Source organism: Lysinibacillus sp. BF-4 (assembly GCF_000743635.1).
Taxonomy (GTDB): domain Bacteria; phylum Bacillota; class Bacilli; order Bacillales_A; family Planococcaceae; genus Metalysinibacillus; species Metalysinibacillus saudimassiliensis.
Genome location: NZ_JPUW01000001.1, coordinates 217,084 through 242,236, shown reverse-complemented (window position 1 = coordinate 242,236; position 25,153 = coordinate 217,084). Strand labels below are relative to the sequence as shown.

The window sequence follows — 25,153 nt, the reverse complement described above, 5'->3', positions numbered from 1 at the left end:
CTCACTTGTTCTGGTACACTCTTTCATTGTACCATTAAGCTAACAAAAAACGATGTAGGAGTGAAATATTTATGCAAAAAAGAACACTAGGTACAAGCTCACTAACCATTTCCGAAATTGGACTTGGCTGTATGTCACTACCAAATGATTATACTGCTGCTAAACCCATTGTATTTGAAGCGCTATCACAAGGGATTACATATTTTGATACGGCTGATTTATACGATTTTGGTGCTAACGAAGAAATTGTTGGCAAATTAGTTAAAGGTGAGCGTCACAATCTCACAATCGCAACAAAAGTAGGTAACCGCTTTACTAAAGGTGAAGATGGCTGGCACTGGGATGCCTCACCCGCTTATATTGAACAAGCCGTGCAAGATAGCTTACGCCGATTAGGTACAGATTATATCGACCTTTACCAATTGCACGGTGGCACAATTGATGATGACTTTGAGGCCATTATTGAAGTATTTGAGCGCTTAAAAAAAGCAGGCACTATTCGAGCTTATGGTATTTCTTCGATTCGTCCTAATGTGATTGAACGTTTTTTACCGAGCGCTACTGCTGCAAGCATCATGATGCAATATAGCTTACTTGACCGACAGCCAGAAGAGTTTTTTGATTTCATTGAAGCACAAGGCACGTCCGTTGTCACGCGTGGCACATTGGCTAAAGGGCTTTTAACTAATGAATGGCAACAGCGTGCACAAGCTTATGGTAGCTATACTGAAGAAGAAATCCAGCTAACCTTACAGCAACTAAAAGAGATTTACGGAGACATCCATGCCCTTGCACTCGCCTTTAATTTGCAACACAGTGCCATCGCCTCTACAGTGATTGGTGCAAGTAAAAAAGCACAAATTACCGAAACCATACAAGCATATGAGCGTGCTCAGCACATCACTGACTTAACACAAGCTAACGCCTTAACACAGCTACAACGCTATAGCGCTCACCGATGAAAAAGTTTTACTTTATTGGCATACTACTAGTTGTGCTCGTTATTTTTTCTAGCATGACGGCTGAGCAACAATCACTGCAACACTTTTTACAAACAACACTCAGTACTAAACCATTTGAAGCGCAACTTAGCCAGCTTGCCATACCTTACTGGGATACCATCGTTAGTGTAGATGAGCGTGGCTACTTTGCCTTCGTCGAATTTTTGATTCGTAAAAGCGCGCATTTTTTAATGTTTGCAACGATCGCAGTAGCGCTACTGCAATTTCGTTTACACCCTATAATTGTGCTCGTTATTGCATTTGGCATTGCACTTGGCGACGAATTTAGACAAAGCTTTACGCCAGGGCGTACCATGACCATGCAAGATGTTTGGCTCGATAGCGCAGGCGCAGTCTTTGGTATTGTGTTGTGGCTGATTTACCGCAATTTAAGGCAACAAAAAGCAACTTCACGTTAAAATGAAGTTGCTTTTGTTTTAGAATTTAGAGCCCATATCGCCGTATTCGTCGAGTAGTTCCTCAAACGTTTTGTTTTTTTCACGTTCTTTACGCTCACGTCGCAGTTGTTCCTCGCGCTCGATTGCTTGTTGCTCCTCTTGCTTTGTTAAATCTTTTTTCATTTGTGCTAACTTTGCAAGCATATCGCCACCTAACTGGTCAGCGATAGTTACAGCATCATCTTGCTTTTTAACAGTGCCTGCAACTTTTTGTCCGCGTTTTTTTGCCATAGTAATTCACCTTCTTTTAGCGTGTAACGACCGTTGCAACGCCTTGCCCCCCACCAATACATAATGTGGCTAAGCCTTTTTTAGCATCCTGCTTTTGCATCTCATGGATAAGCGTCACTAAAATACGCGCACCACTTGCACCAATTGGATGTCCAAGTGCGATAGCGCCGCCGTTTACATTTAATTTATCATGGTCGAAATGAAGCGCTTTGTCAACTGCAATGGACTGTGCTGCAAATGCTTCGTTTGCTTCGATTACATCCATTTGGTCTAGCGCTGTGTTTGCTTTAGTTAATGCTTTTTTCACCGCTTCTACAGGTCCAATCCCCATAACCGCTGGATCCACACCTGCTGAAGCATTACCTGCAATTGTTACGAGTGGCGTTACACCGAGCTCATCTGCCTTTGCCTTAGACATAACAACAACTGCAGCCGCTCCATCATTAATACCTGACGCATTGCCTGCAGTAACAGAGCCGTCCCGTTTAAAAGCAGGTCGCAGTTTAGCAAGTGAGGCTTCAGTTGTTGTTGCCTTCACATACTCATCCTCAGCAAAAACAATAGGTTCGCCCTTGCGTTGAGGGATTTCAACCGCAATAATTTCGTCGGTAAACTTCCCTGCCGCAATGGCCTGCGCCGCGCGCTGTTGCGAACGTGCAGAAAAAGCATCTTGCTCCTCACGTGTGATGGCAAATTGGTCACATAAATTTTCTGCTGTTACTCCCATATGGTAATCATTAAAAGCACACCATAAGCCGTCGTTCACCATGCTATCCACGACTTTTTGATCGCCCATGCGATAGCCTTGACGCGCTTTTGGCATTAAATAAGGCGCTTGACTCATATTTTCAAAGCCACCCGCAACAATTATCGACGCATCCCCCGCCTTAATTGCCTGTGTAGCTAAATGGACTGCCTTTAAACCTGAGCCACATACTTTATTAATTGTCATTGCTGGTACAGTTTGTGGTAACCCTGCTTTAATCGACGCTTGTCGCGCTGGGTTTTGTCCAAGCCCTGCTTGTAACACATTGCCCATAATCACTTCATCTACTAGCGCGCCATCTATACCTACCTTGGCTAAAGCGCCCTCAATTACAATAGCACCTAACTGCGTAGCTGGTACATCTTTTAGTGACCCTTGAAATGAACCAATTGCTGTACGTACAGCACTTACAATTACTACCTCTGTCATGATAAATTGCCCCCTTTTCTCTCATGCCACCCTTTGTATTGACATGTACTTTCAGTTTACCAAATAGTGAAAAAATTTACTACGGCACACTTTTTCCTTATTGGGATAACAGTAATGCTTTTTACGTGCGTCATAGTTTTTCTTCTATTACAATTATGAGGAGTACTTACATAGGAGGCGTAACAATGACAAAGAAAAAGAAATGGCTCCTAGCATCTGCCGTCACAACTGCACTTGCTACTATTGCAACAACCGTATTTGGTATTAAACTATCTAACCGTTTAATGTACATTAAGAAAAAAGATGATGCCTTTATTTTGGAGCGTGAAACAATTGCTAAGCGCTTTGACGAGGCTTGGTATAATAAATATAAAGACACAGAACTAACAATAGAATCGCCAAATGGCTATACCATCAGCGGTGTCGTGTTAAAGCCATTAGCTACAAAAAACACCATGATTATTTGCCACGGGGTAACCGAAAATAAAATTAACTCCGTGCGCTTTGCTCGCCTTTTTGAAAAGCTCGGCTATAATTCTGTTATTTATGACCATCGACGCCATGGTAACTCAGGTGGTAAAACAACAAGCTTTGGCTATTACGAAAAAATGGACTTAGAAGCTGTAGTTAAATCTGTGCGCAAAGTCGTTGGTGACGATGCTGTAATTGGTGTACACGGTGAATCAATGGGTGCGGCAACTACTTTACTGTATGCAGGGCTTTTAGAAGATCAAGCAGACTTTTATATTGCCGACTGTGCCTTTTCAGACTTTGGCGCGCTCGTTAGCCGTATTGCACAAAAGGATTTAAAATTTTCGACGTCTATGCCGTTGCACTTAGCTAATTTCTTTTTACGCATGCGTGATGGCTACTCCTTACGAGATGTTGCACCGTTAACAGCTGTTAAATCTATTACTAAGCCTGTATTATTTATTCATAGCATCCCTGATTTATTTATCCCTCATGAGATGACTAAAGAAATGTACGAAGCCAAATCAGGGCCAAAAATGCTTAAACTTTTTGAAGAAGGTGGGCACGCAGACTCCTTCAATGAAAACCCCCGTGAATATTTACAAGTCGTTACTAAGTTTTTAGACGAGTATGTGCCTGCTTACAAAATCACAGAATAATAAAAGCATCCTTTACGAAATGCGTAAAGGATGCTTTTTAGTATTATTGGAATTTATTCATCTGTGACATCATTTGACGCACTTGTTTTTCAGACGGTTTACGTCCCATTTGCGCCATCATAACACGAATCATTTGTTCATTAATAGGTGGGTTCTCTTTTAAATATTTCATCATGTATTGACGGGCGAAATAGAAACCAAGCGCTGCCCCTGCGATTAATGCTACAACGATAAGTAAAATAGCAAGCCATAAAGCCATTATTGCCAAACCTCCTCTGCTACTTTCTTCCGAGATTTTATCTCCACACTGCATTATACAATAAATTAGGCACTGTTACTATATCCTAACCATAAATTAACCTAAACTTTGTCTTCTTTGCAAACGTCTTATAGCATCTCAGCCTCAAGACCTAGAGCAAAATCAACTCTGCGCCCGTTACGCACTTTTTATACGCTTGATAAGATAAGAGTAACAAATCGAAGGGAGCAACCATCATGAAAAAACTTTTACTTTTAAGCTTAGGCTTCATCGCCATCTTAGTTGCATTCGCATCAATCGGACCATTAGCTGTACTCGCATTATCACTTGCTATTGCAGGAGGCAGCATTTACTTATTTAACCGCACCACATCTTCACTACTTAAAATGTTCTATATTTTTGTAGGTGGCATTAGCGCCATTACAGCTGTGTCAAATTTACCGGCTTTACTTGGTTTAATCGCATTATATGGCGTGTACTACGTATATACATCACTTAAATCACAAAATCAAGCACCAGAAATTACACCAGTGGACCCTTTCGCAAGTTTTGAACGCGAATGGGCTAACTTAACAAAATAAAAGGAGCGAAACACAATGACAAACATTTTTAAACGATTTTTCACTACAGTAGAAGCAGAGGTTAACTTTGCATTAGATAAAAAGGAAAGTAAAAACCCAGCAGTTATGCTAACAAAATATTTACACGACGCCGAAAAGCAAGTAACCGCAACCGGTAAATTACTCGCTCGCCAAGCACAATTAAAATCAAAGCTTGAGCAGGAGCTTGCAACAGCTACTACAATGCTAACTAAACGTGAGGCACAGTTAAAACTAGCTGAGCAAAGTGACGAGCAAGACTTGATTGCCTTTGCTGCTCAAGAAGTGAGTATTTACCAAAATCGTAAGGCAACGTTAGAGGATAGCATTACCTTAACAGCAAGCCAGTATTTAGATATGGAACGTCGCTATGAGGAAATGAAACATAAAATTAAAGATATGCGTGTACGTCAGCTACAGCTAATGGGTAAAGAAAATGTCACACGCGCCAATCATACAATGAACAATATTTTACAAGGTAAGGCAGACAGCGCGCTACAAAACTTTGAGTCTGCAGAGCGTTACATTGATAACCTCGCTGTTGATATTACCGCAGGACAACAAGAGTCGATGTACGAATATCGTCTCGCAAAATTACAACAACAATCTGAAAAAGTGCTATAATTTCAAAAGTAGAGTTGCTCACCTCGAGCAGCTCGCTTTGTGATATAAGGAGGAAATTATGACGACTACAACCTTAAAATCAATACTGGCACTCTTTGGAGCTGCTGTGTTAATTGAGGTCATTACGCTTAATAATGGTGCTATTATTTTATTGATGATTACCGCGCTATTTTTATACGAAGGCATTAAGCGCCACCGTAATAGCCTGCTTGCTATCGGGCTTGTAGCACTTGGTATCACATTGTTTTCACTGATGACCCTACGTATTGCGGCTGTTATTATTGCACTGTATTATATTTATTTTTACTATAAAAAAGATACACATAAAAAAGCAATATTTAACGAAACTACTGATACTTCACGCGTTACAAGTAATCCGTTCTTTCAAACTGAAACAGACAGTGAAACCTACGCTTGGCGTGACATTAATATGCTACGTCTAGGCGGAAAAGTTGTCATTGATACAACGCAAACTGTTTTACCACGTGGTACGTCCGTGATTACGGTGCAACAACTCCTCGGCAATGTACAAATTATTTTGCCGCATGATGTACCTGTTCGCTTTGTATTTTCTACCTTTTACGGAGAGGCTAAGTTACCTATGGCCACAAAGCGATTAAAAAATAGCACATGGCATACTACGATTCCTGCAGAGCAAAATTTGCGTGAAATGGTCATCCATGTATCTGCATTAGTTGGAGACGTGGAGGTGATATACGCATGATGGCATTTTTCTCTCGTTGGTTTACTTTGCAATTTTTATTTATGACCGCTGTAGCTATCGCGCTGTTTATTGTACTAGGTGAACCTAACGAACGTAACTGGTCACCACTATGGGAACAACATTTTGAGGGAGCACCCATCCTTGTTTTTATTATGATTATTATTACTACAGCTGCCTTTTTAACTGCGCTTTGGATGACAATTACTATTTTACTACGCGACTCGCAAGCTTCTCGCTTATTAAAAAAGGCCAACAAGCATGAGCTTCAAGAAAAACAAATAAAACGGTCTCCTCGTTTGTTACGTAAATCTCTTCGTCAAACACAAACGTTAATTGAAACACAACGTAAAAGTTTACAAAAGCTATCAGAACAACGAACAGCAACAGTTGATGAAGTCACACAAGAACGTATTATTGCAGAGCGTCAACACTTAGCACGTGAGTTGCATGACTCTGTATCCCAACAATTATTTGCAGCCTCTATGCTATTATCTGCACTAACTGAACAGGAAGACATACCAGATAAAACGTTATTGCAAGTAGAGCATATTGTACAGCAAGCACAGCTTGAAATGCGTGCATTACTCTTACATCTCCGTCCAGTGGCACTTAAAAATAAAACATTGGCCCAAGGCTTAGAGGAGTTAATTGTCGAGTTACAACAAAAAGTGTACTTCCCTATTGATTATCATATTGAAGAAATTGCCCTATCACGCGCTGAAGAGGATCACTTGTTTCGTATTGCACAAGAGGCGCTATCTAACACCTTGCGCCATGCAAAAGCAACTGAACTTGAGCTCTCGTTTATTGAACGTAATAACACAGCTATTTTACGCATCCAAGACAATGGCGTTGGCTTTGATTTGGCACGTGATAAAACAACAAGCTACGGGCTACAAAACATCGCTGAACGCGCCGTTGAAATTGGCTGTATTTATAATATTGTTTCCGTGCCTGGTGAGGGCACAATGATTGAAGTAAAAACACAGTTAGGAGATCGTATATGATTCGTATTGTACATGCGGATGACCATGAGATGGTACGCATTGGGATATCTGCGTATTTAAACGCACAACCCGACATGGAAGTTATTGCAGAAGCTATTAATGGCAAAGAGGCTGTAGCGGTTGCATTATCACTTCGTCCTGACGTAATTATTATGGACAATGTGATGCCCGTTATGACCGGGCCTGAAGCAGCTGAACAAATTATACAAGCATGGCCTGAGGCTAAAATTATGATGCTAACGAGCTTTTTAGATGATGATAAGGTTTATCCTGCACTCGAAGCAGGCGCAGTCAGCTATTTGCTTAAAACAACAAATGCAAAACATATTGCCGAAGCTATTCGTAAAACCGTAACGGGTGAGTCTGTACTTGAGCCTGAGGTGACTACTAAGATGATGAAGCGCATGCGCGGCATCGAACAGCCGCTTCATGAGCAACTTACAGAGCGTGAGCGAGAGGTGCTGTCACTACTAGCTGATGGTAAAACCAATCAAGATATTGCTGATGAACTCTTTATTGCCCTTAAAACGGTAAAAACGCACGTTAGTAATATTTTAGCAAAGCTTGATGTACAGGACCGTACACAAGCTGTAGTATATGCATTTCAACATAAACTCAAATAATAAGCGAGACAAACTAGTGCTAGTTTGTCTCGCTTATTTTACTTAGCGGCAACCTTCCCTTTACTGTAACGTCCTATATACTAAACGAAAGGGGTTGTTTGTCGTATGGGATGGTTAAATATCGCAAGCTTACTACTAGGTTTAGTCGCTTGGTTTTTACCTATTATCTATTTATTACGTAAAAATAAAACTAACTGGGGACAGTTTGCCATTGTTAGCATGCTCGCATGTGCTATTGCACTCATTTGTCAAATTCGCTATACGCAATACCTTGTGGCGATTGAAGATTTCTCTGCATTAATGGACACCGCACAAGCTGTGACTGTTTCTGCTATAACGCTACTCAGCATTACAGTACTTCTTAATATCTTCACCTTTACACGCACTAAACGACATACCATTATATGACTAGCCCAATGATACTAATAATAAGCCCTGACAAAATAGCAACAATTGCAATAATCATACCTTTATTTTCTTGTGCAAAATGTAAAACAAGCTCTGTTGTTGTTTTAGGCAATATAAATGCCACAGGCTCCTCCGTTTGTTTGCCAGTCACTATATAATCTATCGTTACATCATAGAGTTGTGCTAAGGCAATCAATACCTCAATACTTGGCTCTGCATGTCCTAGCTCCCATTTCGAAATTGCCTGGCGCGTGATATGTATTTGTCCTGCAAGTTGCTCTTGTGACAAGCCTGCTTGCTCACGCAATATACGTAATCGTTCGTTCATAGATAGCCTACCTCCTCTTATACGTTAGTATAAAGCAAATGGCTAGTAGGATGTTGCTACATTTCGTTGCGCAAGCGCAACTACATAAAAAAGGGTCATCCAAAAATCGGATGACCCTTTTACTATTATAGCGCTTTTACTTTCGCTACTACGTTTTCAACTGTGAAACCGTATTTTTCCATAACTAATTCGCCTGGTGCTGACGCGCCAAATGTATCAATACCTAATACATCACCGTCAAGCCCTGTATATTTGTGCCAACCTAATGTTGCGCCCATTTCTACAGCTAAACGTTTTGTTACAGCTTTTGGTAATACGCTTTCTTTATACGCTGCGTCTTGCTTGTCAAAGTTATGTGTTGATGGCATCGAAACAACAGATACATCAATACCTTCAGTAGCAAGTACTTTTTGTGCCTCTACTGCAAGCGAAACTTCAGAGCCTGCTGCAATAATAATTGCATCTGGTGTTTCTTTTTGTGCTTTAGCTACTACATAACCACCGCGTGCTACACCTTCAGCAGCCGTGTCAGCAGTTGATGCTAGTACCGGTAAGTTTTGACGAGATAATACTAATACAGTCGGTGTATCTACTGCTACTACTGCTTGCTTCCATGCTTCTGCTGATTCATTAGCATCTGCTGGACGAATCACGTTTAAGTTTGGCATTGCACGTAGTGAAGCTAAGTGCTCGATTGGTTCATGTGTTGGACCATCTTCACCTACAGCAATTGAGTCATGTGTAAATACATATGTTACAGGAAGACCCATTAATGCTGATAGACGAATGGCTGGACGTACATAGTCAGAGAATACGAAGAATGTACTACCGTAAACGTTAACACCACCATGTAATGCCATACCATTAAGTGCAGCACCCATAGCAAATTCACGTACGCCAAACCAAATATTACGACCTGCATAGTTATCAGGACCGAAGTCGCCTTCGCCCTTCATCATTGTTTTATTAGAGCTAGCAAGGTCAGCACTACCACCAAAGAATGTTGGTAAGTTTTTAGCAAGTGCATTAATTACTTCACCAGAAGAAGAACGCGTTGCTACAGATTGACCCGCTTCATAAACAGGTACATCTTTAGCAAAGTCTGCTGGAAGATCGCCAGCCATTGCGTTTTCAAACTCTGCCGCAAGCTCTGGGTATTCTTCTTGGTATGCTTTAAATCCTGCATTCCAAGCTACTTCTTCCTCAGTACCTTGACGCATTGCTGCTTCTTTAAATGTGTCATACACTTCTTGTGGGATAGCAAATGGCTCATGCTCCCATTTATAAGCAGCTTTTGTTAAAGCGACTTCATTTGTACCAAGTGGTGCACCATGAGAGTCAGATTTACCTGATTTATTTGGTGAACCGAAGCCAATAACTGTTTTCACTTCGATTAATGTTGGTTTGCCATTTAATTCTTTGGCTTTTTCGATTTTAGATTCTAAATCTAATACATCATTTCCATCATCAACACGTAAGTAATTCCAGCCGTATGACTCAAAGCGTTTTTGGATGTTTTCTGAGAATGCCATACCAAGATCGCCATCTAAAGAAATATCATTACTATCATAAAGTACGATTAGTTTTTCTAATTGTAAGTGACCAGCTAATGAGATTGCCTCAGCTGCTACACCTTCCATTAAGTCGCCATCGCCACAAATTGCATACGTATAATGATCAACAATGTTGTGACCTGGTTTATTGTATTTTGCTGCTAAATGCGTCTCAGCCATTGCCATACCAACTGTCATCGCAATACCTTGACCTAATGGGCCTGTTGTTGCTTCAACACCAACCGTATGACCGTATTCTGGGTGACCTGGTGTTAATGAATCCCACTGGCGGAAATTTTTGATTTCTGACATTGGTAAGTCATAGCCACCAAGGTGTAATAAGCTGTATAAAAGCATAGAACCATGACCTGCAGATAATACAAAACGATCGCGGTTATACCAATTTGGATTTTGTGGATTGTGGCGTAGGTGTTTTGTCCATAGCGTATAAGCCATTGGAGCAGCCCCCATTGGTAATCCTGGGTGACCTGAGTTTGCTTTTTCGATTGCGTCAATTGACAATGTACGGATTGCATTAATTGCAAGTTGATCCGGAGTTTGCGTCATTTGTATGTGACATCCTTTCTCGTGCTAAGTAGTTTCATTTAATAGTGTAGACAACATCCCTATAGAAAACAATGCTTTTATCGGTTTTAAGCCATACTTTTTACAAATGTGACATACTTAATTCATTTTACGCTTTGCTTGAGCCTGCTTCACCTTTTCAGGTGTTACATCATTTCCCTGTTCATCCATAACTTTCACATTTTCAATTGTGCTACGCATTGATTTACGGAAAGTCTCCAAATACTCTTTACGTAACGCAGAGCGTTCCTTTGCTTCAGCTTCTGTTAGTGTACCCTCTTTTGATTTTTTCGATAACTCGTTAATACGGGCAATTTTTTCTTGTGATAACATATTCAATCACACCTTTCTTCTTTATAAAGGTATGAAAATTATGCGTGAAGTGCAAGTAATATCTTTTGAAACAAAAAGATGCCTACATTATGTAGACATCTCCTGTTCATACGCAAGGTAACGACGATTGACTGTTGCTTTACTAACATCGTAGCCCAAACCATTTAATGTAGTTGTAATTTCTTGAAAGGTTAGCCCTAACTCGCGCAACCGAACAATTTCTTCAATGGGTACATCAATGCGGGGTGCGCCTTCAATATTGCCACGGTTTTTAAGATTATCTTGCGGGCGATAGCCTTGCGCAACTGCACGTTGCATACCTCGTTTAATTTTGGCATTATGCAATTTACGCTGATATTCTTCTACAATCGCTAAAATCTCCAGTAGCATTGTATCCATATCATTTAAGGCAAGCGGACCAGCTTCGTTTAATGTTAAAACTTGCGCATCCATTTTTTGAATTAAATGAAGCACGGCGATACGCGCATTACCACGCGCTAAGCGTGTTTCGTCTTGAACAAACACGCACCTTACCTCATGCTCCTTCATAAAATCTAACATCTCTAGCAACCCATCACGCTCAACATCATAACCACTATGCTGATCTTGAAAACTCGCCGCAACTGTATACCCTTGTTGCTTAGCGAAAACTTCGAGCTCTTGTTGCTGACGTGCTAACGAACTTTGTTGAGTTTCTTTTGTTGTGCTGACACGACAATAAATTACGGCTGCATTTTTCATTATTGATCACTCGCTAACTGTCCTTTATTTTGAGCTATCGGAATTAACAATGTCTTTCCTGCAATTATTGTATCATCATGAATATTATTTTCTGTACGAACTACATCAACCCATTTTGTCATACTCATTGTCCCTTTATATTGCTCTGCTAATGTTACAAGATTATCACCTTGTTCGATTTTAATTTCGCCATAACTAATCGACTTAAATGACCATATTACATACATCACAACTAGTATAACTGACATCAAAAGTAAAAGTATCTCTTTTTTAATTTGTCTCTCACTCATAACTAACCGCTCCTTACCGAATATTTGTTCTCATAATAGTACGAACATTTGTTTTTGTCAACGTCTTTTACGAACTTACGTTTGATTGTTAGCTATCAAGCTGTTATACTTAACATAAATTATAGGAGAAAGTAAAGAGGTGATTTGTAATGACAGTAAAAATTTCTAAACGTCAGCAGCTAATTATGGATTTCATTAAAAGCGAGGTTCGCACGAAAGGCTATCCGCCATCAGTCCGTGAAATTGGTGAAGCTGTTGGACTAGCATCGAGTTCAACCGTTCATGGTCATTTAGAGCGTCTTGAAAAAAAGGGGCTTATACGTCGCGACCCTACTAAACCACGCGCGATCGAAATTTTAGAGCTTGATGATGGGATTACAAAGCAAGAGGTCATTCATGTACCGTTAATTGGTAAGGTTACGGCCGGTTCTCCTATCACAGCGATTGAAAATATTGATGAATATTTCCCGCTTCCTAATACATACGGGGACGAGCGCTCATTATTTATGCTAGAAATCGTAGGCAACTCTATGATTGAAGCTGGCATTCATAATGGTGATTATGTCATTGTACAAAAGCAAGTTACCGCTAATAATGGCGAAATTGTAGTGGCTATGACAGAAGATAATGAAGCTACAGTAAAACGTTTCTTTAAAGAAGATGGTCACTTCCGCTTACAGCCAGAAAATATAACAATGGCACCAATTATTTTAAACAATGTTTCCATATTAGGTCGTGTGGTTGGGTTATACCGCCGCGTTAACTAAAAAATGAGCAGCGAAAAATTCGCTGCTCATTTTTTACTTGAAACCTTTTTTTCGATATAAAATAAAACCAAAAGTTGCGAGTGCAATTAATGCACCTACATAAGATAATGTTGCATAACTCGTTTGCGACACAATTAAACCTGATAACATACCCCCTGCCGCACCTGACAGTGCAACAAAGACATCAATGCGCCCCTGGATTTTCGCCCGCTCTAATGGATGAATAGCATCCGTCAGCAAAGCCGTACCACTAATAAACCCAAAATTCCAACCAATACCAAGTAGAGCTAATGCTAGTGTTAGCCAAAACATAGATTCCACTGGTGCAACAGCTGCCATTACGCCTGCTGCAATTAAGGTTACTACAGCAGCAATTGCCATAGCATAGCGTCCAATCTTATCAACTAATACACCTGTCACTAAAGATGGCAAGTACATTGAGCCTACATGAATCCCAATCACTAAACCAATTTGTTGCAAGTCATGCCCATGATGCGACATGTGAATAGGCGTCATCGTCATAATCGCGACCATAACAACTTGAGATACAATCATAATAGTTGCGCCTAATACTACGCCTTCACGATTTGTTTCCTTTGCCACAATCTGCGCGGCTTCATTGGCTTTTTGCTCATTTGCGATAATTGCTTTTGCGACGAGATAAGGGTCTGGTCGTAACATCACAGCTAGTACTAAACCAGCTAACCCATAAGCGACTGCCGCTAAAATAAATGGTCCTGCTAACGTTGGTATGCCAATACCATCAGCTACATTACCCATTACCTGCACAAGATTTGGTCCTGCAACAGCACCAAAGGTCGTCGAAACCATTGCCATACTAATCGCGGTTGCTCGTTGCTTAGCTGTAGCTAAATCTGTACCTGCATAGCGCGCTTGTAAATTGGTTGCTGTACCACCACCGTATACTAATAGTGATACAAATAATAAGGGGATATTTGCTAAAATGGTAGCAAATATTACGCCAATTGCCCCCAAGCTTCCTAACCAAAACCCTGTTGCTAAGCCTAAACGACGGCTGTAGCGCTGTGAAAGTTGCCCAACTAATAATGCTGCCCCTGCAGATCCAAAAGTAAACAAAGCAGAAGGAAGACCCGCAAAACTATCCGTACCTAACATATCCTGGGCAATCAGCGCACCTACTGTAATACCTGCTGCAAGTCCAGCCCCGCCAAATACTTGCGATAATATAACAACCCAAAGTGTGCGTTTATATAATTTTTCACGCGCGGCTGTATCATGAACATAATGTTCAATTGATTGATTCAAACTGTCAACTCCTTCATAGTTATTTCACAACTCCTTTTGAGTATAGCGTATAAGCCCCCTGCCGTATTTATTTTTGCTTGTGAGCATTTATCTCGAATTCGAGATAAATATATAGTATACTCAATCTAACATAACTAAAGGAGGCATTTTTTATGCTAAAAGGTATCCATCACGTTACAGCAATGACAAGTAGCGCCGAAAAAATTTATGAGTTCTTTACACACACTTTAGGCATCCGCCTTGTCAAAAAAACAGTCAATCAAGATGACATCCGCACGTACCATTTATTTTTTGCAGATGATAAGGGCACAGCAGGAACAGATATGACATTTTTCGATTTTCCAAATAACCCACAAGGCACACATGGCACGAATGAATTACAACGTGCAGCCTTCCGCGTACCAACAGATGAGGCGCTTAACTACTGGGCAGACCGCTTCACACGTTTAAATGTTGTGCATGAAGGTATTAGCACACAATTTGGTAAAAAGGTAATTAATTTTTATGACTTTGACAATCAACATTACCAATTAATTTCAGATGAAGAAAACGAAGGTGTAGCATCTGGTACACCATGGCAACTTGGCCCTATCCCACTGCACTACGCAATTACAGGGCTTGGTCCAATTACTATTGCAGTGGCAAACATGGATTATTTCTCAAATATTTTACAAAATGTATTTGGCATGACACCTATTGCACAAGACAATGAAGCATACTTATTCACTATGGGTGAAGGTGGTAACGGTGCACAAGTTATCGCAATCCATGACCCTGTATCACCAGCAGGTCGTCAAGGCTACGGCGCGATTCATCACGTAGCTTTTCGCGTGGACAGCAAAGATGATTTAGCACAATGGCAACAACGTCTTGAATCATTTGGCTATACAACATCAGGACTTGTTGACCGCTTCTTCTTTGGTGCATTATATGTGCGCGCTACACGTCATTTATTATTTGAAATCTCAACAGATGGTCCTGGCTTTATGGGAGATGAGCCTTACGAAACACTTGGTGAAAAACTTTCGTTACCACCATTTTTGGAGGCACAACGCGAACACATCGAAAGCATTGTACGCCCAATCGACACCGTACGTAGTACAAAAACATTTATAAAAGAGTAAGAGCCGCATTTTTGCGGCTTTTATACTTTTTCTGAAAATTCCGTTGACAAATAAATAACGAGCCCTTATGATTAAGTCAATTACAAATTAAGCGTTGAAGAAGAAGAGTAACACGAACTTTCCATTTAAGAGAGTCAGCGGTTGGTGTAAGCTGATAATGAGAAAACGTGCGAATGGGCTTCTGAGCTTCTAGTCCGAAATTAATAGTAGGCGCTAGCGATTACACCTTATCGTTACACAAGGCAAACTGTTGATTGACAGTTTTGAGTGAGTCTTTTTTCTAGACTAATTAAGGTGGCACCACGGCATTCCCCGTCCTTTTGTAAACGAGGGATTTTTTTGTGTTTACATATAAATCGATGACAAAGAGAGTACGTATCGCAATGTGCGCATCAGCGAGCTGGGATAGTGAGAGCCAGTACGTTACAGCAATACCGAAGTGGACTTTGGAGAGACCTTTTGAACCTAAGTAGGAAGGTACGGCTCGCGCCCGTTAATGCGCACTAAGAGGAAGTGGCAACACTTCAACTAAAGGTGGTACCGCGGCTTATTCCGTCCTTTCGCATATTTGCGAAGGGGCGTTTTTTATTTTGAGGAGGATGACAATGGACTATAAACTACACACCATCAGTGGTGATACTACAACACCTATTGCGTTATTTAATAATTTGACTGGTCAAAAAGTATTATTTGAAAGTTCAGCAAAGCACGAAGAAAGTGGTCGCTACTCTTTTATAGCAGCTGCTCCGCTCTATACAGTAATTGGCGAAGATACAACTACACGTGTACAGCACCGGGATGGTAGCGTAACAGAATACGCGCAACATAGTATTGATTATATAAAAAATTTATTACCTAAATTAGAAGGCGACTATCCCTTCCCCTTTTTTGGTGGTGCTATTGGTTATATTGGTTACGAAACTATTTTTACTTATGAGGCAATTGGCAACAAGCTACCTGCCACACACGCGTTACCAGATACACATTTACTCATTTTTGATAATTTTATCGTCTTTGACCACAGAGAAGAAACCATTACCTTTGTGGCAGTAGCTCTAGAAGAACGCACCGAGACACAATTACAAGCAAGTATTGACCTATTAATGACACAAGCGCTCACAACGCAGCCGCTTCCTCATATAACTGAACCGTTAACATTTACACCAGCTATGGCACCTGCACAGTTTAAGCAGTTAGTGACAGAAGCTAAGCAAGCTATTGTAGCAGGCGAAGTATTTCAAGTAGTGCTGTCACAAAAATTTACTGCAGATTTTACAGGCGATGCCTTTAGCCTCTATCGTAAATTACGAACGGCTAACCCATCACCTTATATGTTTTATTTAGCCTTTGGTGACTACACTGTACTTGGTACATCACCCGAGAGCTTAGTCAAAGTAACAGGTGACACCGTTATTACTAACCCTATCGCAGGAACACGACCACGTGGTAAAACTGCGCGTGAAGATGAGGCTTTAGCGCGTGAACTGCTCGCTGATGACAAGGAACTTGCTGAGCATAAAATGTTAATTGATTTAAGCCGTAATGACGTCGGAAAAATTGCGAATATTGGGACAGTTGAAGTTTCACGCTACGCGCAAATCGAAAAATACCAACACGTTATGCATATTGTATCAGAGGTGCGCGGTCAACTATTACCACACTTGCATGCACTTGATGCACTTATGGCATGCCTCCCTGCAGGTACTGTATCAGGCGCACCTAAAGTACGAGCGATGCAACTTATTAATGAACTCGAAAGCGAGCGACGCGGAGTGTATGCAGGAGCCGTTGGTTATCTTTCAGTGACAGGCGCAATGGACTTTGCCTTAGCCATTCGTACGATGGTCATTGAGGGTGGCACAGCAAGCGTACAAGCAGGCGCTGGTATTGTCTATGACTCTGACGCTCAAAAGGAATATGAAGAAACATTACACAAAGCGAAGGCTTTACTGGAGGTAATCCAATGATTTTATTACTTGATCACTATGACTCTTTTACCTATAACCTCTATCAAGCAATGAGTGAATTAGGCAAAACAGTAAGAGTTGTACGCTATGACGAGATTTCTATTGCAGCCATTGAAGCAATGGAGCCAGAGGCCATTGTATTATCACCAGGCCCCGGTTCGCCGTATGATAAAACGCAATCGCTAGAAATCGTACGCGCATTGTACCACCGCTACCCTATGCTTGGTGTATGTCTAGGTCACCAAATTATTGCGGCTGCCTTTGGCGCAACTATTACAACAGCGCCGACCATTATGCATGGCAAAGCTTCTTTAATTCAGCATGATGGTACGGGTCCCTTTGGTGCTTTTGATAAAGCCATGCTGGCAATGCGCTATCACTCACTCGTCGTAGTAGAAAGCTCACTACATGACAAACTTAAAGTAAATGCACATGCGCTTGATGACGGTGCAGTAATGGGCATCGCACATACACAGTACCCCATTTATGGCGTACAGTTTCATCCTGAATCTATTGGTACACCTGAAGGTAAACAGTTACTCGCACAGTTTTTCCGCACATATCGTCAAACTACTACTTTACGCGAGCAATTACTGCGTTTAAGTATAGGTGAAAACCTAACAGCAGAGGCCATGCATGCTGTAATGGATACTATCCTACAAGGTGAGGCCTCCGAAAGTGAAATTGCCGCCTTATTAATGGCGCTAAAAATGAAAGGCGAAACAGCGGAAGAAATTACAGCACTCGTGAAAGCACTAACTGCACAAGCACTCCCTATCGAAACAACTGGGATTGTAATGGATAACTGTGGTACAGGTGGCGACGGCTCTCAAAGTTTTAACGTCAGCACTACGAGCGCTTTTGTGATTGCAGGTGCAGGCGTAAAGATTGCTAAAAATGGTAATCGCAGTGTATCCAGTCAAACAGGTAGTGCGGATGTGCTTGAGCACCTCGGCATACCACTAGACTTAACAGCACAAGAAACAAGCCAACTTTTAGCCACTGAGGGCATCGCTTTTATGTTTGCACCTCATATCCACCCTAAGCTCAAACATATTATGAAGGTCCGTCGCGATTTAAAAATCCCTACGATTTTTAACATCATTGGTCCTTTAACAAACCCCATTCCACTACAGGCACAAATAATGGGGGTATATCGCAAGGATATGCTACCACTGCTCGCTGATGTACTCCAACGACTAGGACGTAAACGTGCCATTGTTATTCATGGTGCTGGTGCTGTAGATGAGGCTTCTCTTGCGGGAACGAATGAATTAATTTTACTTGCAGATGGTGTACAAACGGCTATGACATTAAACCCTAAAGATTATGGTCTACAAGTTGCACCTCTCGAAGCGATTAAAGGCGGCGAAGCTATCGAAAATGCGGAAATCCTACTGCGTGTGCTACAAGGCGAACGTGGACCAAGGCGCGATACCGTACTACTTAATAGCGCACTAGCTATGCTAGCCTACGGTAATGTTGACACAATCGAGCAAGGTATTACACTTGCTCGCAAAAGTATTGATAGCGGACAAGCACTCGCTAAGTTACAAGCCATTCAACAATTTGCTAAACAACGAAAGGAGCTAGCTCAATGACAATTTTACAAAAAATTTTAGCGCAAAAAGCTAAGGAGGTTGCTGCCTTACCTGCTACCTTCCCTCCGCGTATAGCGCCACTGGTACCCTTTTATCCGCAGCAAGAGCAAACACTCTCGATTATTGCCGAAATTAAGCGAGCTTCCCCTTCAAAGGGTGTAATTAACGAGGCGGTTGATCCAGTCAAACAAGCCAAACTTTATGAACAAGCAGGTGCTATGGCCATTTCGGTATTAACGGACGAACTTTACTTTAAAGGTAGTATGGCAGATATGGCGGCTGTTAAGGCGGCTGTCACGATTAGTGTATTAAATAAAGATTTTATTATTAGCACCAAACAAATTGACCATGCCTACGCCTATGGTGCAGATATGATTTTACTTATTGTAGCTGCGCTTACAGATGATGCATTGCACAAACTGTATCAATATGCTCGGTCACTACAACTTGATGTGTTAGTCGAAACTCATAATGCAGAAGAATTTGCCCGTGCTCTTGCCCTTGGCGCGCGCATAATCGGCATCAACCATCGCAACCTGCATGACTTCACTATGGACTTAACTATTTCTGCTAGCTTACTAACAGACTTTAATAAATGCGGACGTTGATTATTGCAGAAAGTGGTATACGCAATCGCACAGATGCCGAGCGCCTTGCCACTGCAGGTGTTGATGGTTTATTAGTAGGCGAAACTTTAATGCGAAGCACTGACCCCGCTACTTGCATTCAACAGTTACAGGTGACACGTTATGCTCATTAAAATTTGTGGCATTACAGATTGTAGGAGTGCACAAGTAGTTGAACAGGCAGGTGCTGATTTTATTGGGCTGGTATTTGCACCAAGTAAGCGCCAAGTAACCCGTGCTACTGCACAGCAAATTGCCGCAGTTACGACATTGCCCCTCGTCGGTGTATTTGTAAATGAAGCAGTGGCTACTATTAATGAATTGGTCGCTAGTGTGCCGCTAGCTTATGTACAACTTCACGGCAATGAAACAGCGGCTATCGCACAGCAAATTCATGCACCTATTATTAAAGCATTTACAAAGGCTGAGCCTATTACGCCTTTTCCTGCTGTTTATACGTTAATTGACAATATACAGGCAGGTACTGGTACACCTTATGATTACCAACAAGTTGCCCTACAGTCCAATAGCTTTTTAGCAGGCGGGATTTCCCTAACAACAATTGATAGCGCACTCGCTTGTAAACCTTGTGGTATTGATGTATCAAGCGGTGTCGAAACAAATGGCCAAAAAGACGCAAAAAAAATACACGAACTAATTTCGTATGTGAGGAGCCAAACAAATGTATAACCAACCAAATGAACACGGCTATTACGGGGATTATGGCGGACGCTTTGTACCTGAGACCCTAATGCAAGCTGTTAAAGAACTAGAGCTAGCTTATGAAGCAAGTAAAGTAGATGAAGCTTTTCAAGCTCAAATCCGCTATTACCTACGCCAATACGTAGGGCGTGATAATCCACTCTACTTTGCTGAACAATTAACGAAACATTGCGGCGGCGCTAAAATTTATTTAAAGCGTGAGGATTTAAACCATACAGGCGCACATAAAATTAATAATACGATTGGACAAGTACTACTCGCTAAAAAAATGGGCAAGCATAAAGTCGTTGCCGAAACAGGTGCGGGTCAACACGGCGTGGCTACAGCAACCGTTTGCGCTTTACTCGGTATGGAATGCATTATTTTTATGGGCGCTGAGGATGTAAAGCGTCAGGAGTTAAATGTTTTTCGGATGGAATTGCTTGGTGCTAAAGTCGAAAGCGTTACACAAGGTAGTAAAACGCTGAAAGATGCAGTAAATGAAGCACTTCGCTACTGGGTAGCACATGTGGATGATACACATTATGTGATGGGCTCTGTATTAGGACCGCATCCCTTCCCTATGATTGTACGGGACTACCAAGCTGTTATTGGCAAGGAAACACGCGAACAAATTATGGCACAAGAAAATAAATTACCTGATACTATTATTGCTTGCATTGGCGGTGGCAGTAATGCGATGGGCATGTTTTATCCATTTATAGATGATGATGTTACACTTGTTGGCGTAGAAGCGGCAGGTAAAGGTGTGATGACGACACAACATGCAGCAGCCATTTATCAAGGGGATGTTGGCGTGTTACATGGCAGTAAAATGTATTTAATGCAAGATGAGCATGGGCAAGTGACAGAAGCACACTCGATTTCCGCTGGGCTTGATTACCCAGGTGTTGGGCCAGAGCACAGCCTACTGCATGATAGTAAGCGTGCGAATTATGTACAAATTACAGATCAAGAGGCATTACAAGCCTTTCAGTTATTATCACGTACAGAAGGGATTATCCCTGCACTGGAAAGCTCACACGCCATTGCCTATGCCACAAAGTTAGCACCAACTTTGCCAAAAGAACATATCATTGTCGTTTGTTTATCAGGTCGAGGGGATAAGGACGTGCACACGGTAAAACAAATTTTGCGAGGTGAACAACAATGAAGGCTCCTTATATTATGGCAGGGGATGGCGGTTTAGAGACGCTCCTACCAACGATTGAATTTTTACAACAAAACGGTGCAACAATGTTAGAGATTGGCATCCCCTTCTCTGACCCTGTAGCGGATGGCCCTGTCATTCAAGCGGCGGGCTTACGTGCACTGGCAAGTGGTGTGACATTAGCAGGTGTATTAGCAGAACTTGAACAACATAAAAATCGCATTGCTATACCGCTTGTTATTATGTGTTATGCCAATCCTATTACTCGTTTTGGTATTGAGCGTTTTGCACAGGCATGCGCTACTATTGGCATTAAAGGTGTTATTATCCCTGACGTGCCAATGGAAGAAGAAACACCTTTTGTACAAGCCCTGCGTCCGTTGGGCATTGCTTTTATCCGCTTCATTACCTTAACTAGTACTACTGAACGTATTAAGGAAACATTAGCAGATGCAGAAGGTTTTATTTATGCTGTAACTGTTAAAGGAACGACGGGTGAACGTGCAAGTTATGAACAAGACATTTTTAAATTACTACAACAAGTAAGCGCACAAAGCCCCGTGCCCGTCTATGCAGGCTTTGGCATTTCCACAAAAGAACATATTGCTAACTTTTTAGCGGTTTGCGATGGTGTCATTATTGGTAGCACCATTGTTCAAGCCCTTTACGAAAAACGCTATGACGACATTATTGCCTTACTGAAATAAAAAACTAAGCAGAAGCTACTAACCGCAGCTTCTGCTTAGTTTTTATAATAAATTTAAATACCATGCTATGATACGTTCCCCGTAAAAATAAAGCAATAGCGCTGCTAACGCAATTGAAGGACCAAAGGGTACAGGTGTTTTTCGCCCTTTCTTTGTGATCCGCAATACGATAATGCCAATGACTAAACCAATGGCAGAGGCAAAAGCTAACGTTAACAATGTCTTTAGTGTACCAAGTACAATACCAAGCACAAAAAATAACTTAATATCACCGCCGCCCATACCACCACGTGATAGTAACGCTACAATATAAAGCACACCAAAACCTATAACTGCACCTAGTAAACTATCCCACCAAGGAGTAAGTGGCGAAAAAATTCGTCCCACTACTAACAATGGTAAAAAGAACAGTAAAATTTTATTAGGAATGAGCATATAAGCGATGTCAGATACAGTAATACAAACTAACATCGAAATAAAGAGCAGTGCAACGAAAAATTCTGCCGTTATGCCAAAGTGCACATAAGCAAGCGCAAAAAGAATACCTGTAAGCAACTCCATAAAAGGATAAATAGGCGAAACTGTAGCTTGACAAGTACGGCATTTCCCTCGCAATAAAACATAAGATAGTACGGGTAGTAAGTCAATCGCTGTTAATCGACGTTCGCAGCTTGTACAGTGCGAAGGTGGACGCACAATGGATTGTTTTTTAGGGACACGCAAGCCAACCACATTAAAAAATGAACCAAAAACAAGACCAAAAATAAAAGCAATAACCGTATACATAATTCCCTCCTAAAAAAGCAGGTCGCACAGTGCGCCTGCTTACTCGTTATAAAAGAACGTTGTTAATTGTAAGGATGCCGATACTGTATAATCTACAACTTCTGCAAACTTCACTTCTTCGCCTGGTTGCGATAATTGTACAACATCAATTTTAATAATGCGCTCTAATCCCTCTACCTCACGTATAAACGTACGTAAAGTTTTATAGTCAGGTGTCAATAACTCTACTTGGTACGTAATAATTTGCAAACCTTCTGGCGCTTCAGCTAATGCCGCATTATACAATGGCTCCTCTTCTTCAACCGTTTCATTGGCTAACTGAGCCGCTAATTCTTCTTCGGTCGTTTCGGTTAACCCTAATTTCCGCTCAAGCATTGGTTCATCATACTCACTAAATGAAATATTTTCGATACGAGAACGTGTTAACATTTCGATGTCTTCTAAATCACGTAAAATATATTCTACGCCACGCTCTTTTGGTACTTGCTTTTGTAAGCGAGCTAATGTACCCGCATCTAAATCTTTAGCGTCAAAAGCTGCAATATCAGCCAATGCTGTATCACGAGTAGCCGTTAATGTTGTTATTGTGCTTTGCAAGCTGGCCACACGCTCAGTTTTAGGAAGCACAACATAATAATAAAGTGCACCTAGTAAAGCAATCGTTAATAAAGCCACTAAAATAACCGTATTCCGTTGAGAAGATGCCATTAGCTCGCACCTCCTTTACTATAAGCATAATCAATAATAGCTGTAATGGTTACCGTGTAGCGAGGGATAAAATCAAATTTATCACTTGGCTTCTCTTTATCTTTTTGCTCACCTAACTCAAAGGCATTGACGGATAAAATTTGGGCATCCATAAAATAAGAGCTCTTAACAAGACGCTCAATATAAAATGACACATCTCGCATCGTTTCTAAATCCACTGTAATCGCAACCGCTTCGTCTGTGAAGTTGTATTCACGCAAATACGTATTAGGTGGCAAGTGTTTTGTAACTTCATCCATTAACGGAGTAACCGCATAACTTTGCTCTTTCACAAAACCTACAACATCTTCTAGTGTACCTTTATGCGCTGCTTGTACAACTTCAAGTTCAGCTAACGCTTCGTCTACTTCTGCCTGCACGACTTTTTCTTGTGCTTCAAGCTCCGTCACTTTACTCGTTGCAGTAAAATACGCATAAATTAAATAAGATAAAATAAACAACGCAATAATGGCAATAATAAAATAAGGTAGTTTAGTTTTAACTTCGTCTTTATGCGTTAACTTAGGTAGTAAATTTATTTCTGGGGTCATTGCTTTACCCCCTTTAATGCAAGTCCTAATAATGTGGCATCACTATGCATAAACTGCGGGAAGTCTTTTGCTACTACCGCATCTGTAATAATCGTCAGCGGCGTAGATAAATTGGTTGCTAAAAATTGACCCACTTGATCTAATGTTGGATTATCGCCAAGCACAATAATTTCATCTACTTCCTTTTCCCCTTTATGAAGCGAAAATTTAAAGAAGTTCATTATGCGATCAATCTCTAACACTTGATCCGTGACAACCATACGATACGCTTGGTCATCATCGGTATGACTAAATGTCACGACCCCTTGTTCTTCACTCGGTTTCCACTGACCTAAATCAGTTTCAATCGTTTGATAGCGTAAAAACTCTACTGTGCCTGCTGAATAAATAGCAATAGATAATTCGTTAATTGACCAATCTGCAATTAAATACGTTTTCGTTTCTTCGATTTTAGCCGTATATGTTAAATATCGAATCGTACTTAAAGCACGCACATCGGCAACCTTAGGAACGAGGTGTAAATCTTGCATGATGCCAATAAGTTTCATAACTTCTTCTGATGGCGCAGCGAAAATAATAGCCTCATTATCTTCAGGGCGCGGATCATACACATCAATTAAAGGATTAGCAAAAGGCAGATGGATGGAATGTCCCAGTTCCATTTCCACGTAGCCCTTTAACTCACTCGATTTTAGTTCCTCAGGATGTGTAAATGTGCGTAAGAGCACGGATGTATCAGGCACAAAAAAAGAAATTGGCATCTTTTTAATGCCCCATTTTTTAAAGTTTTCTTTTAAAAACTCAAAAAGCGCCATCTCATCAATAATCATGGCGCTATCTATAACATGCTTGGGCACAACGGCTTCATGCTTTTGCCACTGGCTCACATCTGCACCTTTAACAACAATAATACGTAAAATATAATCTTTTATTTCCATTACAATATGTGCTATATTCTTTCGTTTTAGCGTAAACACTTTAACGCCACCACCTTTTCTTTCCTTGACATAACCGTCCAGTCCACTACC

The 25,153-nt window shown here is 41.1% G+C and carries 31 protein-coding genes and 2 other annotated features; of the genes, 18 read left to right on the top strand and 13 right to left on the bottom strand.

What is annotated here, in order from left to right:
- The first annotated feature begins 71 nt into the window (after positions 1–71).
- Positions 72–962, top strand: a complete 891-nt coding sequence (locus tag CH76_RS01205; protein WP_036141709.1) for an aldo/keto reductase — start codon at positions 72–74, stop codon at positions 960–962.
- The gene (locus CH76_RS01200; protein WP_036141706.1) at positions 959–1,420 is read left to right on the top strand and encodes a VanZ family protein; all 462 of its coding nucleotides are present in this window, start codon (positions 959–961) and stop codon (positions 1,418–1,420) included. The genes CH76_RS01205 and CH76_RS01200 overlap by 4 nt, the downstream gene beginning before the upstream one ends.
- Positions 1,421–1,438: 18 nt before the next feature.
- Here CH76_RS01200 and CH76_RS01195 read toward each other — a convergent pair whose 3' ends face one another.
- Together CH76_RS01195 and CH76_RS01190 are read right to left on the bottom strand one after the other, a co-directional pair.
- The gene (locus tag CH76_RS01195) at positions 1,439–1,690 is read right to left on the bottom strand and encodes a YqkE family protein (protein ID WP_036141704.1); all 252 of its coding nucleotides are present in this window, start codon (positions 1,688–1,690) and stop codon (positions 1,439–1,441) included.
- Positions 1,691–1,706: 16 nt separating this feature from the next.
- Positions 1,707–2,885, bottom strand: coding sequence for an acetyl-CoA C-acetyltransferase (locus tag CH76_RS01190; RefSeq protein ID WP_036141702.1), 1,179 nt, complete (start codon positions 2,883–2,885; stop codon positions 1,707–1,709).
- 185 nt (positions 2,886–3,070) lie between these two features.
- On the opposite strand from CH76_RS01190, the gene CH76_RS01185 reads away from it, so the two are divergent.
- Complete coding sequence (locus tag CH76_RS01185) at positions 3,071–4,015, top strand: alpha/beta hydrolase (RefSeq protein WP_036141700.1); 945 nt, start codon at positions 3,071–3,073, stop codon at positions 4,013–4,015.
- Between the two features lie 43 nt (positions 4,016–4,058).
- Here the strand turns inward: CH76_RS01185 and CH76_RS01180 are convergent, their stop codons facing one another.
- Positions 4,059–4,274 (bottom strand): YneF family protein, encoded by a 216-nt coding sequence (locus CH76_RS01180; protein ID WP_036141698.1) that lies wholly within the window; start codon positions 4,272–4,274, stop codon positions 4,059–4,061.
- 236 nt (positions 4,275–4,510) lie between these two features.
- Between CH76_RS01180 and CH76_RS01175 the strand changes: the two genes are divergently transcribed.
- The 6 genes from CH76_RS01175 (at position 4,511) to CH76_RS01150 (ending at position 8,259) form a co-directional block, all read left to right on the top strand.
- Complete coding sequence (locus tag CH76_RS01175; RefSeq protein WP_036141695.1) at positions 4,511–4,855, top strand: hypothetical protein; 345 nt, start codon at positions 4,511–4,513, stop codon at positions 4,853–4,855.
- Positions 4,856–4,870: 15 nt separating this feature from the next.
- On the top strand, positions 4,871–5,497 hold the full coding sequence (locus CH76_RS01170; RefSeq protein WP_036141693.1) for a PspA/IM30 family protein: 627 nt from the start codon (positions 4,871–4,873) through the stop codon (positions 5,495–5,497).
- Between the two features lie 58 nt (positions 5,498–5,555).
- Positions 5,556–6,221 (top strand): cell wall-active antibiotics response protein LiaF, encoded by a 666-nt coding sequence (liaF, locus tag CH76_RS01165; protein WP_036141691.1) that lies wholly within the window; start codon positions 5,556–5,558, stop codon positions 6,219–6,221.
- The gene (locus CH76_RS01160; RefSeq protein ID WP_036141689.1) at positions 6,218–7,228 is read left to right on the top strand and encodes a sensor histidine kinase; all 1,011 of its coding nucleotides are present in this window, start codon (positions 6,218–6,220) and stop codon (positions 7,226–7,228) included. The genes liaF and CH76_RS01160 overlap by 4 nt, the downstream gene beginning before the upstream one ends.
- Positions 7,225–7,851: a LuxR C-terminal-related transcriptional regulator gene (locus CH76_RS01155; RefSeq protein WP_036141687.1), complete on the top strand. Its 627-nt coding sequence runs from the start codon at positions 7,225–7,227 to the stop codon at positions 7,849–7,851. The genes CH76_RS01160 and CH76_RS01155 overlap by 4 nt, the downstream gene beginning before the upstream one ends.
- A 105-nt stretch (positions 7,852–7,956) precedes the next feature.
- Positions 7,957–8,259 carry a hypothetical protein gene (locus CH76_RS01150; RefSeq protein WP_036141686.1) on the top strand — a complete coding sequence of 101 codons (303 nt, stop codon included), beginning with the start codon at positions 7,957–7,959 and terminating at the stop codon, positions 8,257–8,259.
- Here the strand turns inward: CH76_RS01150 and CH76_RS01145 are convergent.
- The 5 genes from CH76_RS01145 to CH76_RS01125 form a co-directional block, all read right to left on the bottom strand.
- On the bottom strand, positions 8,252–8,587 hold the full coding sequence (locus tag CH76_RS01145) for a helix-turn-helix domain-containing protein (protein ID WP_036141684.1): 336 nt from the start codon (positions 8,585–8,587) through the stop codon (positions 8,252–8,254). The two genes, CH76_RS01150 and CH76_RS01145, sit on opposite strands and share 8 nt — an antisense overlap.
- Positions 8,588–8,712: 125 nt before the next feature.
- A complete protein-coding gene (gene tkt, locus CH76_RS01140; RefSeq protein ID WP_036141682.1) occupies positions 8,713–10,707 on the bottom strand; it encodes a transketolase in 1,995 nt (664 codons plus the stop codon).
- 117 nt (positions 10,708–10,824) lie between these two features.
- Positions 10,825–11,058, bottom strand: coding sequence for a DUF896 domain-containing protein (locus tag CH76_RS01135; RefSeq protein ID WP_036141680.1), 234 nt, complete (start codon positions 11,056–11,058; stop codon positions 10,825–10,827).
- A gap of 87 nt (positions 11,059–11,145) precedes the next feature.
- Positions 11,146–11,799, bottom strand: a complete 654-nt coding sequence (locus CH76_RS01130) for a recombinase family protein (protein WP_036141677.1) — start codon at positions 11,797–11,799, stop codon at positions 11,146–11,148.
- Positions 11,799–12,089 (bottom strand): hypothetical protein, encoded by a 291-nt coding sequence (locus CH76_RS01125; RefSeq protein ID WP_036141675.1) that lies wholly within the window; start codon positions 12,087–12,089, stop codon positions 11,799–11,801. Before CH76_RS01125 ends, CH76_RS01130 begins: the two co-directional genes overlap by 1 nt.
- Positions 12,090–12,238: 149 nt before the next feature.
- Between CH76_RS01125 and lexA the strand changes: the two genes are divergently transcribed.
- Complete coding sequence (gene lexA, locus CH76_RS01120; RefSeq protein WP_036141673.1) at positions 12,239–12,856, top strand: transcriptional repressor LexA; 618 nt, start codon at positions 12,239–12,241, stop codon at positions 12,854–12,856.
- 33 nt (positions 12,857–12,889) lie between these two features.
- On the opposite strand, the gene CH76_RS01115 is transcribed toward lexA, so the two are convergent.
- Positions 12,890–14,143, bottom strand: a complete 1,254-nt coding sequence (locus tag CH76_RS01115; RefSeq protein WP_036141671.1) for an MFS transporter — start codon at positions 14,141–14,143, stop codon at positions 12,890–12,892.
- Positions 14,144–14,295: 152 nt separating this feature from the next.
- Between CH76_RS01115 and CH76_RS01110 the strand changes: the two genes are divergently transcribed.
- The 8 genes from CH76_RS01110 (at position 14,296) to trpA (ending at position 22,041) form a co-directional block, all read left to right on the top strand.
- Positions 14,296–15,267: a ring-cleaving dioxygenase gene (locus CH76_RS01110; protein WP_036141667.1), complete on the top strand. Its 972-nt coding sequence runs from the start codon at positions 14,296–14,298 to the stop codon at positions 15,265–15,267.
- A gap of 85 nt (positions 15,268–15,352) precedes the next feature.
- Positions 15,353–15,590: a binding site (T-box leader), on the top strand.
- Positions 15,591–15,617: 27 nt separating this feature from the next.
- Positions 15,618–15,830 (top strand) — a binding site (T-box leader).
- Positions 15,831–15,866: 36 nt separating this feature from the next.
- The gene (gene trpE / locus CH76_RS01105) at positions 15,867–17,234 is read left to right on the top strand and encodes an anthranilate synthase component I (RefSeq protein ID WP_036141664.1); all 1,368 of its coding nucleotides are present in this window, start codon (positions 15,867–15,869) and stop codon (positions 17,232–17,234) included.
- Positions 17,231–18,835: an anthranilate phosphoribosyltransferase gene (gene trpD / locus CH76_RS14225; RefSeq protein ID WP_036141661.1), complete on the top strand. Its 1,605-nt coding sequence runs from the start codon at positions 17,231–17,233 to the stop codon at positions 18,833–18,835. Before trpE ends, trpD begins: the two co-directional genes overlap by 4 nt.
- Entirely contained in the window at positions 18,832–19,443 is a 612-nt protein-coding gene (locus CH76_RS01095) for an indole-3-glycerol-phosphate synthase (protein WP_369792342.1), read from the top strand. The genes trpD and CH76_RS01095 overlap by 4 nt, the downstream gene beginning before the upstream one ends.
- The gene (locus CH76_RS14220) at positions 19,431–19,595 is read left to right on the top strand and encodes a hypothetical protein (RefSeq protein WP_369792341.1); all 165 of its coding nucleotides are present in this window, start codon (positions 19,431–19,433) and stop codon (positions 19,593–19,595) included. Before CH76_RS01095 ends, CH76_RS14220 begins: the two co-directional genes overlap by 13 nt.
- A complete protein-coding gene (locus CH76_RS01090) occupies positions 19,585–20,151 on the top strand; it encodes a phosphoribosylanthranilate isomerase (RefSeq protein ID WP_036141657.1) in 567 nt (188 codons plus the stop codon). Before CH76_RS14220 ends, CH76_RS01090 begins: the two co-directional genes overlap by 11 nt.
- Entirely contained in the window at positions 20,144–21,337 is a 1,194-nt protein-coding gene (gene trpB, locus CH76_RS01085; protein WP_036141654.1) for a tryptophan synthase subunit beta, read from the top strand. The genes CH76_RS01090 and trpB overlap by 8 nt, the downstream gene beginning before the upstream one ends.
- A complete protein-coding gene (gene trpA / locus CH76_RS01080; protein WP_051910121.1) occupies positions 21,334–22,041 on the top strand; it encodes a tryptophan synthase subunit alpha in 708 nt (235 codons plus the stop codon). The genes trpB and trpA overlap by 4 nt, the downstream gene beginning before the upstream one ends.
- Positions 22,042–22,083: 42 nt before the next feature.
- Here the strand turns inward: trpA and CH76_RS01075 are convergent, their stop codons facing one another.
- From CH76_RS01075 to pilM, 4 genes are read right to left on the bottom strand one after another with little or no spacing between them, the layout of a single operon-like run.
- Positions 22,084–22,827, bottom strand: coding sequence for an A24 family peptidase (locus tag CH76_RS01075; protein WP_036141651.1), 744 nt, complete (start codon positions 22,825–22,827; stop codon positions 22,084–22,086).
- A gap of 39 nt (positions 22,828–22,866) precedes the next feature.
- The gene (locus CH76_RS01070; protein WP_036141648.1) at positions 22,867–23,535 is read right to left on the bottom strand and encodes a hypothetical protein; all 669 of its coding nucleotides are present in this window, start codon (positions 23,533–23,535) and stop codon (positions 22,867–22,869) included.
- Entirely contained in the window at positions 23,535–24,125 is a 591-nt protein-coding gene (locus tag CH76_RS01065; RefSeq protein WP_036141646.1) for a PilN domain-containing protein, read from the bottom strand. The genes CH76_RS01070 and CH76_RS01065 overlap by 1 nt, the downstream gene beginning before the upstream one ends.
- Positions 24,122–25,102, bottom strand: a complete 981-nt coding sequence (gene pilM / locus CH76_RS01060) for a type IV pilus biogenesis protein PilM (protein ID WP_036141641.1) — start codon at positions 25,100–25,102, stop codon at positions 24,122–24,124. The genes CH76_RS01065 and pilM overlap by 4 nt, the downstream gene beginning before the upstream one ends.
- Positions 25,103–25,153 lie beyond the last annotated feature (51 nt).

Coding starts and splice junctions, on each gene's coding strand:
- CH76_RS01205 (WP_036141709.1), top strand. CDS start 72: ATGCAAAAAAGAACACTAGGTACAAGCTCACTAACCATTTCCGAAATT.
- CH76_RS01200 (WP_036141706.1), top strand. CDS start 959: ATGAAAAAGTTTTACTTTATTGGCATACTACTAGTTGTGCTCGTTATT.
- CH76_RS01195 (WP_036141704.1), bottom strand. CDS start 1,690: ATGGCAAAAAAACGCGGACAAAAAGTTGCAGGCACTGTTAAAAAGCAA.
- CH76_RS01190 (WP_036141702.1), bottom strand. CDS start 2,885: ATGACAGAGGTAGTAATTGTAAGTGCTGTACGTACAGCAATTGGTTCA.
- CH76_RS01185 (WP_036141700.1), top strand. CDS start 3,071: ATGACAAAGAAAAAGAAATGGCTCCTAGCATCTGCCGTCACAACTGCA.
- CH76_RS01180 (WP_036141698.1), bottom strand. CDS start 4,274: ATGGCTTTATGGCTTGCTATTTTACTTATCGTTGTAGCATTAATCGCA.
- CH76_RS01175 (WP_036141695.1), top strand. CDS start 4,511: ATGAAAAAACTTTTACTTTTAAGCTTAGGCTTCATCGCCATCTTAGTT.
- CH76_RS01170 (WP_036141693.1), top strand. CDS start 4,871: ATGACAAACATTTTTAAACGATTTTTCACTACAGTAGAAGCAGAGGTT.
- liaF (WP_036141691.1), top strand. CDS start 5,556: ATGACGACTACAACCTTAAAATCAATACTGGCACTCTTTGGAGCTGCT.
- CH76_RS01160 (WP_036141689.1), top strand. CDS start 6,218: ATGATGGCATTTTTCTCTCGTTGGTTTACTTTGCAATTTTTATTTATG.
- CH76_RS01155 (WP_036141687.1), top strand. CDS start 7,225: ATGATTCGTATTGTACATGCGGATGACCATGAGATGGTACGCATTGGG.
- CH76_RS01150 (WP_036141686.1), top strand. CDS start 7,957: ATGGGATGGTTAAATATCGCAAGCTTACTACTAGGTTTAGTCGCTTGG.
- CH76_RS01145 (WP_036141684.1), bottom strand. CDS start 8,587: ATGAACGAACGATTACGTATATTGCGTGAGCAAGCAGGCTTGTCACAA.
- tkt (WP_036141682.1), bottom strand. CDS start 10,707: ATGACGCAAACTCCGGATCAACTTGCAATTAATGCAATCCGTACATTG.
- CH76_RS01135 (WP_036141680.1), bottom strand. CDS start 11,058: ATGTTATCACAAGAAAAAATTGCCCGTATTAACGAGTTATCGAAAAAA.
- CH76_RS01130 (WP_036141677.1), bottom strand. CDS start 11,799: ATGAAAAATGCAGCCGTAATTTATTGTCGTGTCAGCACAACAAAAGAA.
- CH76_RS01125 (WP_036141675.1), bottom strand. CDS start 12,089: ATGAGTGAGAGACAAATTAAAAAAGAGATACTTTTACTTTTGATGTCA.
- lexA (WP_036141673.1), top strand. CDS start 12,239: ATGACAGTAAAAATTTCTAAACGTCAGCAGCTAATTATGGATTTCATT.
- CH76_RS01110 (WP_036141667.1), top strand. CDS start 14,296: ATGCTAAAAGGTATCCATCACGTTACAGCAATGACAAGTAGCGCCGAA.
- trpE (WP_036141664.1), top strand. CDS start 15,867: ATGACAATGGACTATAAACTACACACCATCAGTGGTGATACTACAACA.
- trpD (WP_036141661.1), top strand. CDS start 17,231: ATGATTTTATTACTTGATCACTATGACTCTTTTACCTATAACCTCTAT.
- CH76_RS01095 (WP_369792342.1), top strand. CDS start 18,832: ATGACAATTTTACAAAAAATTTTAGCGCAAAAAGCTAAGGAGGTTGCT.
- CH76_RS14220 (WP_369792341.1), top strand. CDS start 19,431: ATGCGGACGTTGATTATTGCAGAAAGTGGTATACGCAATCGCACAGAT.
- CH76_RS01090 (WP_036141657.1), top strand. CDS start 19,585: ATGCTCATTAAAATTTGTGGCATTACAGATTGTAGGAGTGCACAAGTA.
- trpB (WP_036141654.1), top strand. CDS start 20,144: ATGTATAACCAACCAAATGAACACGGCTATTACGGGGATTATGGCGGA.
- trpA (WP_051910121.1), top strand. CDS start 21,334: ATGAAGGCTCCTTATATTATGGCAGGGGATGGCGGTTTAGAGACGCTC.
- CH76_RS01075 (WP_036141651.1), bottom strand. CDS start 22,827: ATGTATACGGTTATTGCTTTTATTTTTGGTCTTGTTTTTGGTTCATTT.
- CH76_RS01070 (WP_036141648.1), bottom strand. CDS start 23,535: ATGGCATCTTCTCAACGGAATACGGTTATTTTAGTGGCTTTATTAACG.
- CH76_RS01065 (WP_036141646.1), bottom strand. CDS start 24,125: ATGACCCCAGAAATAAATTTACTACCTAAGTTAACGCATAAAGACGAA.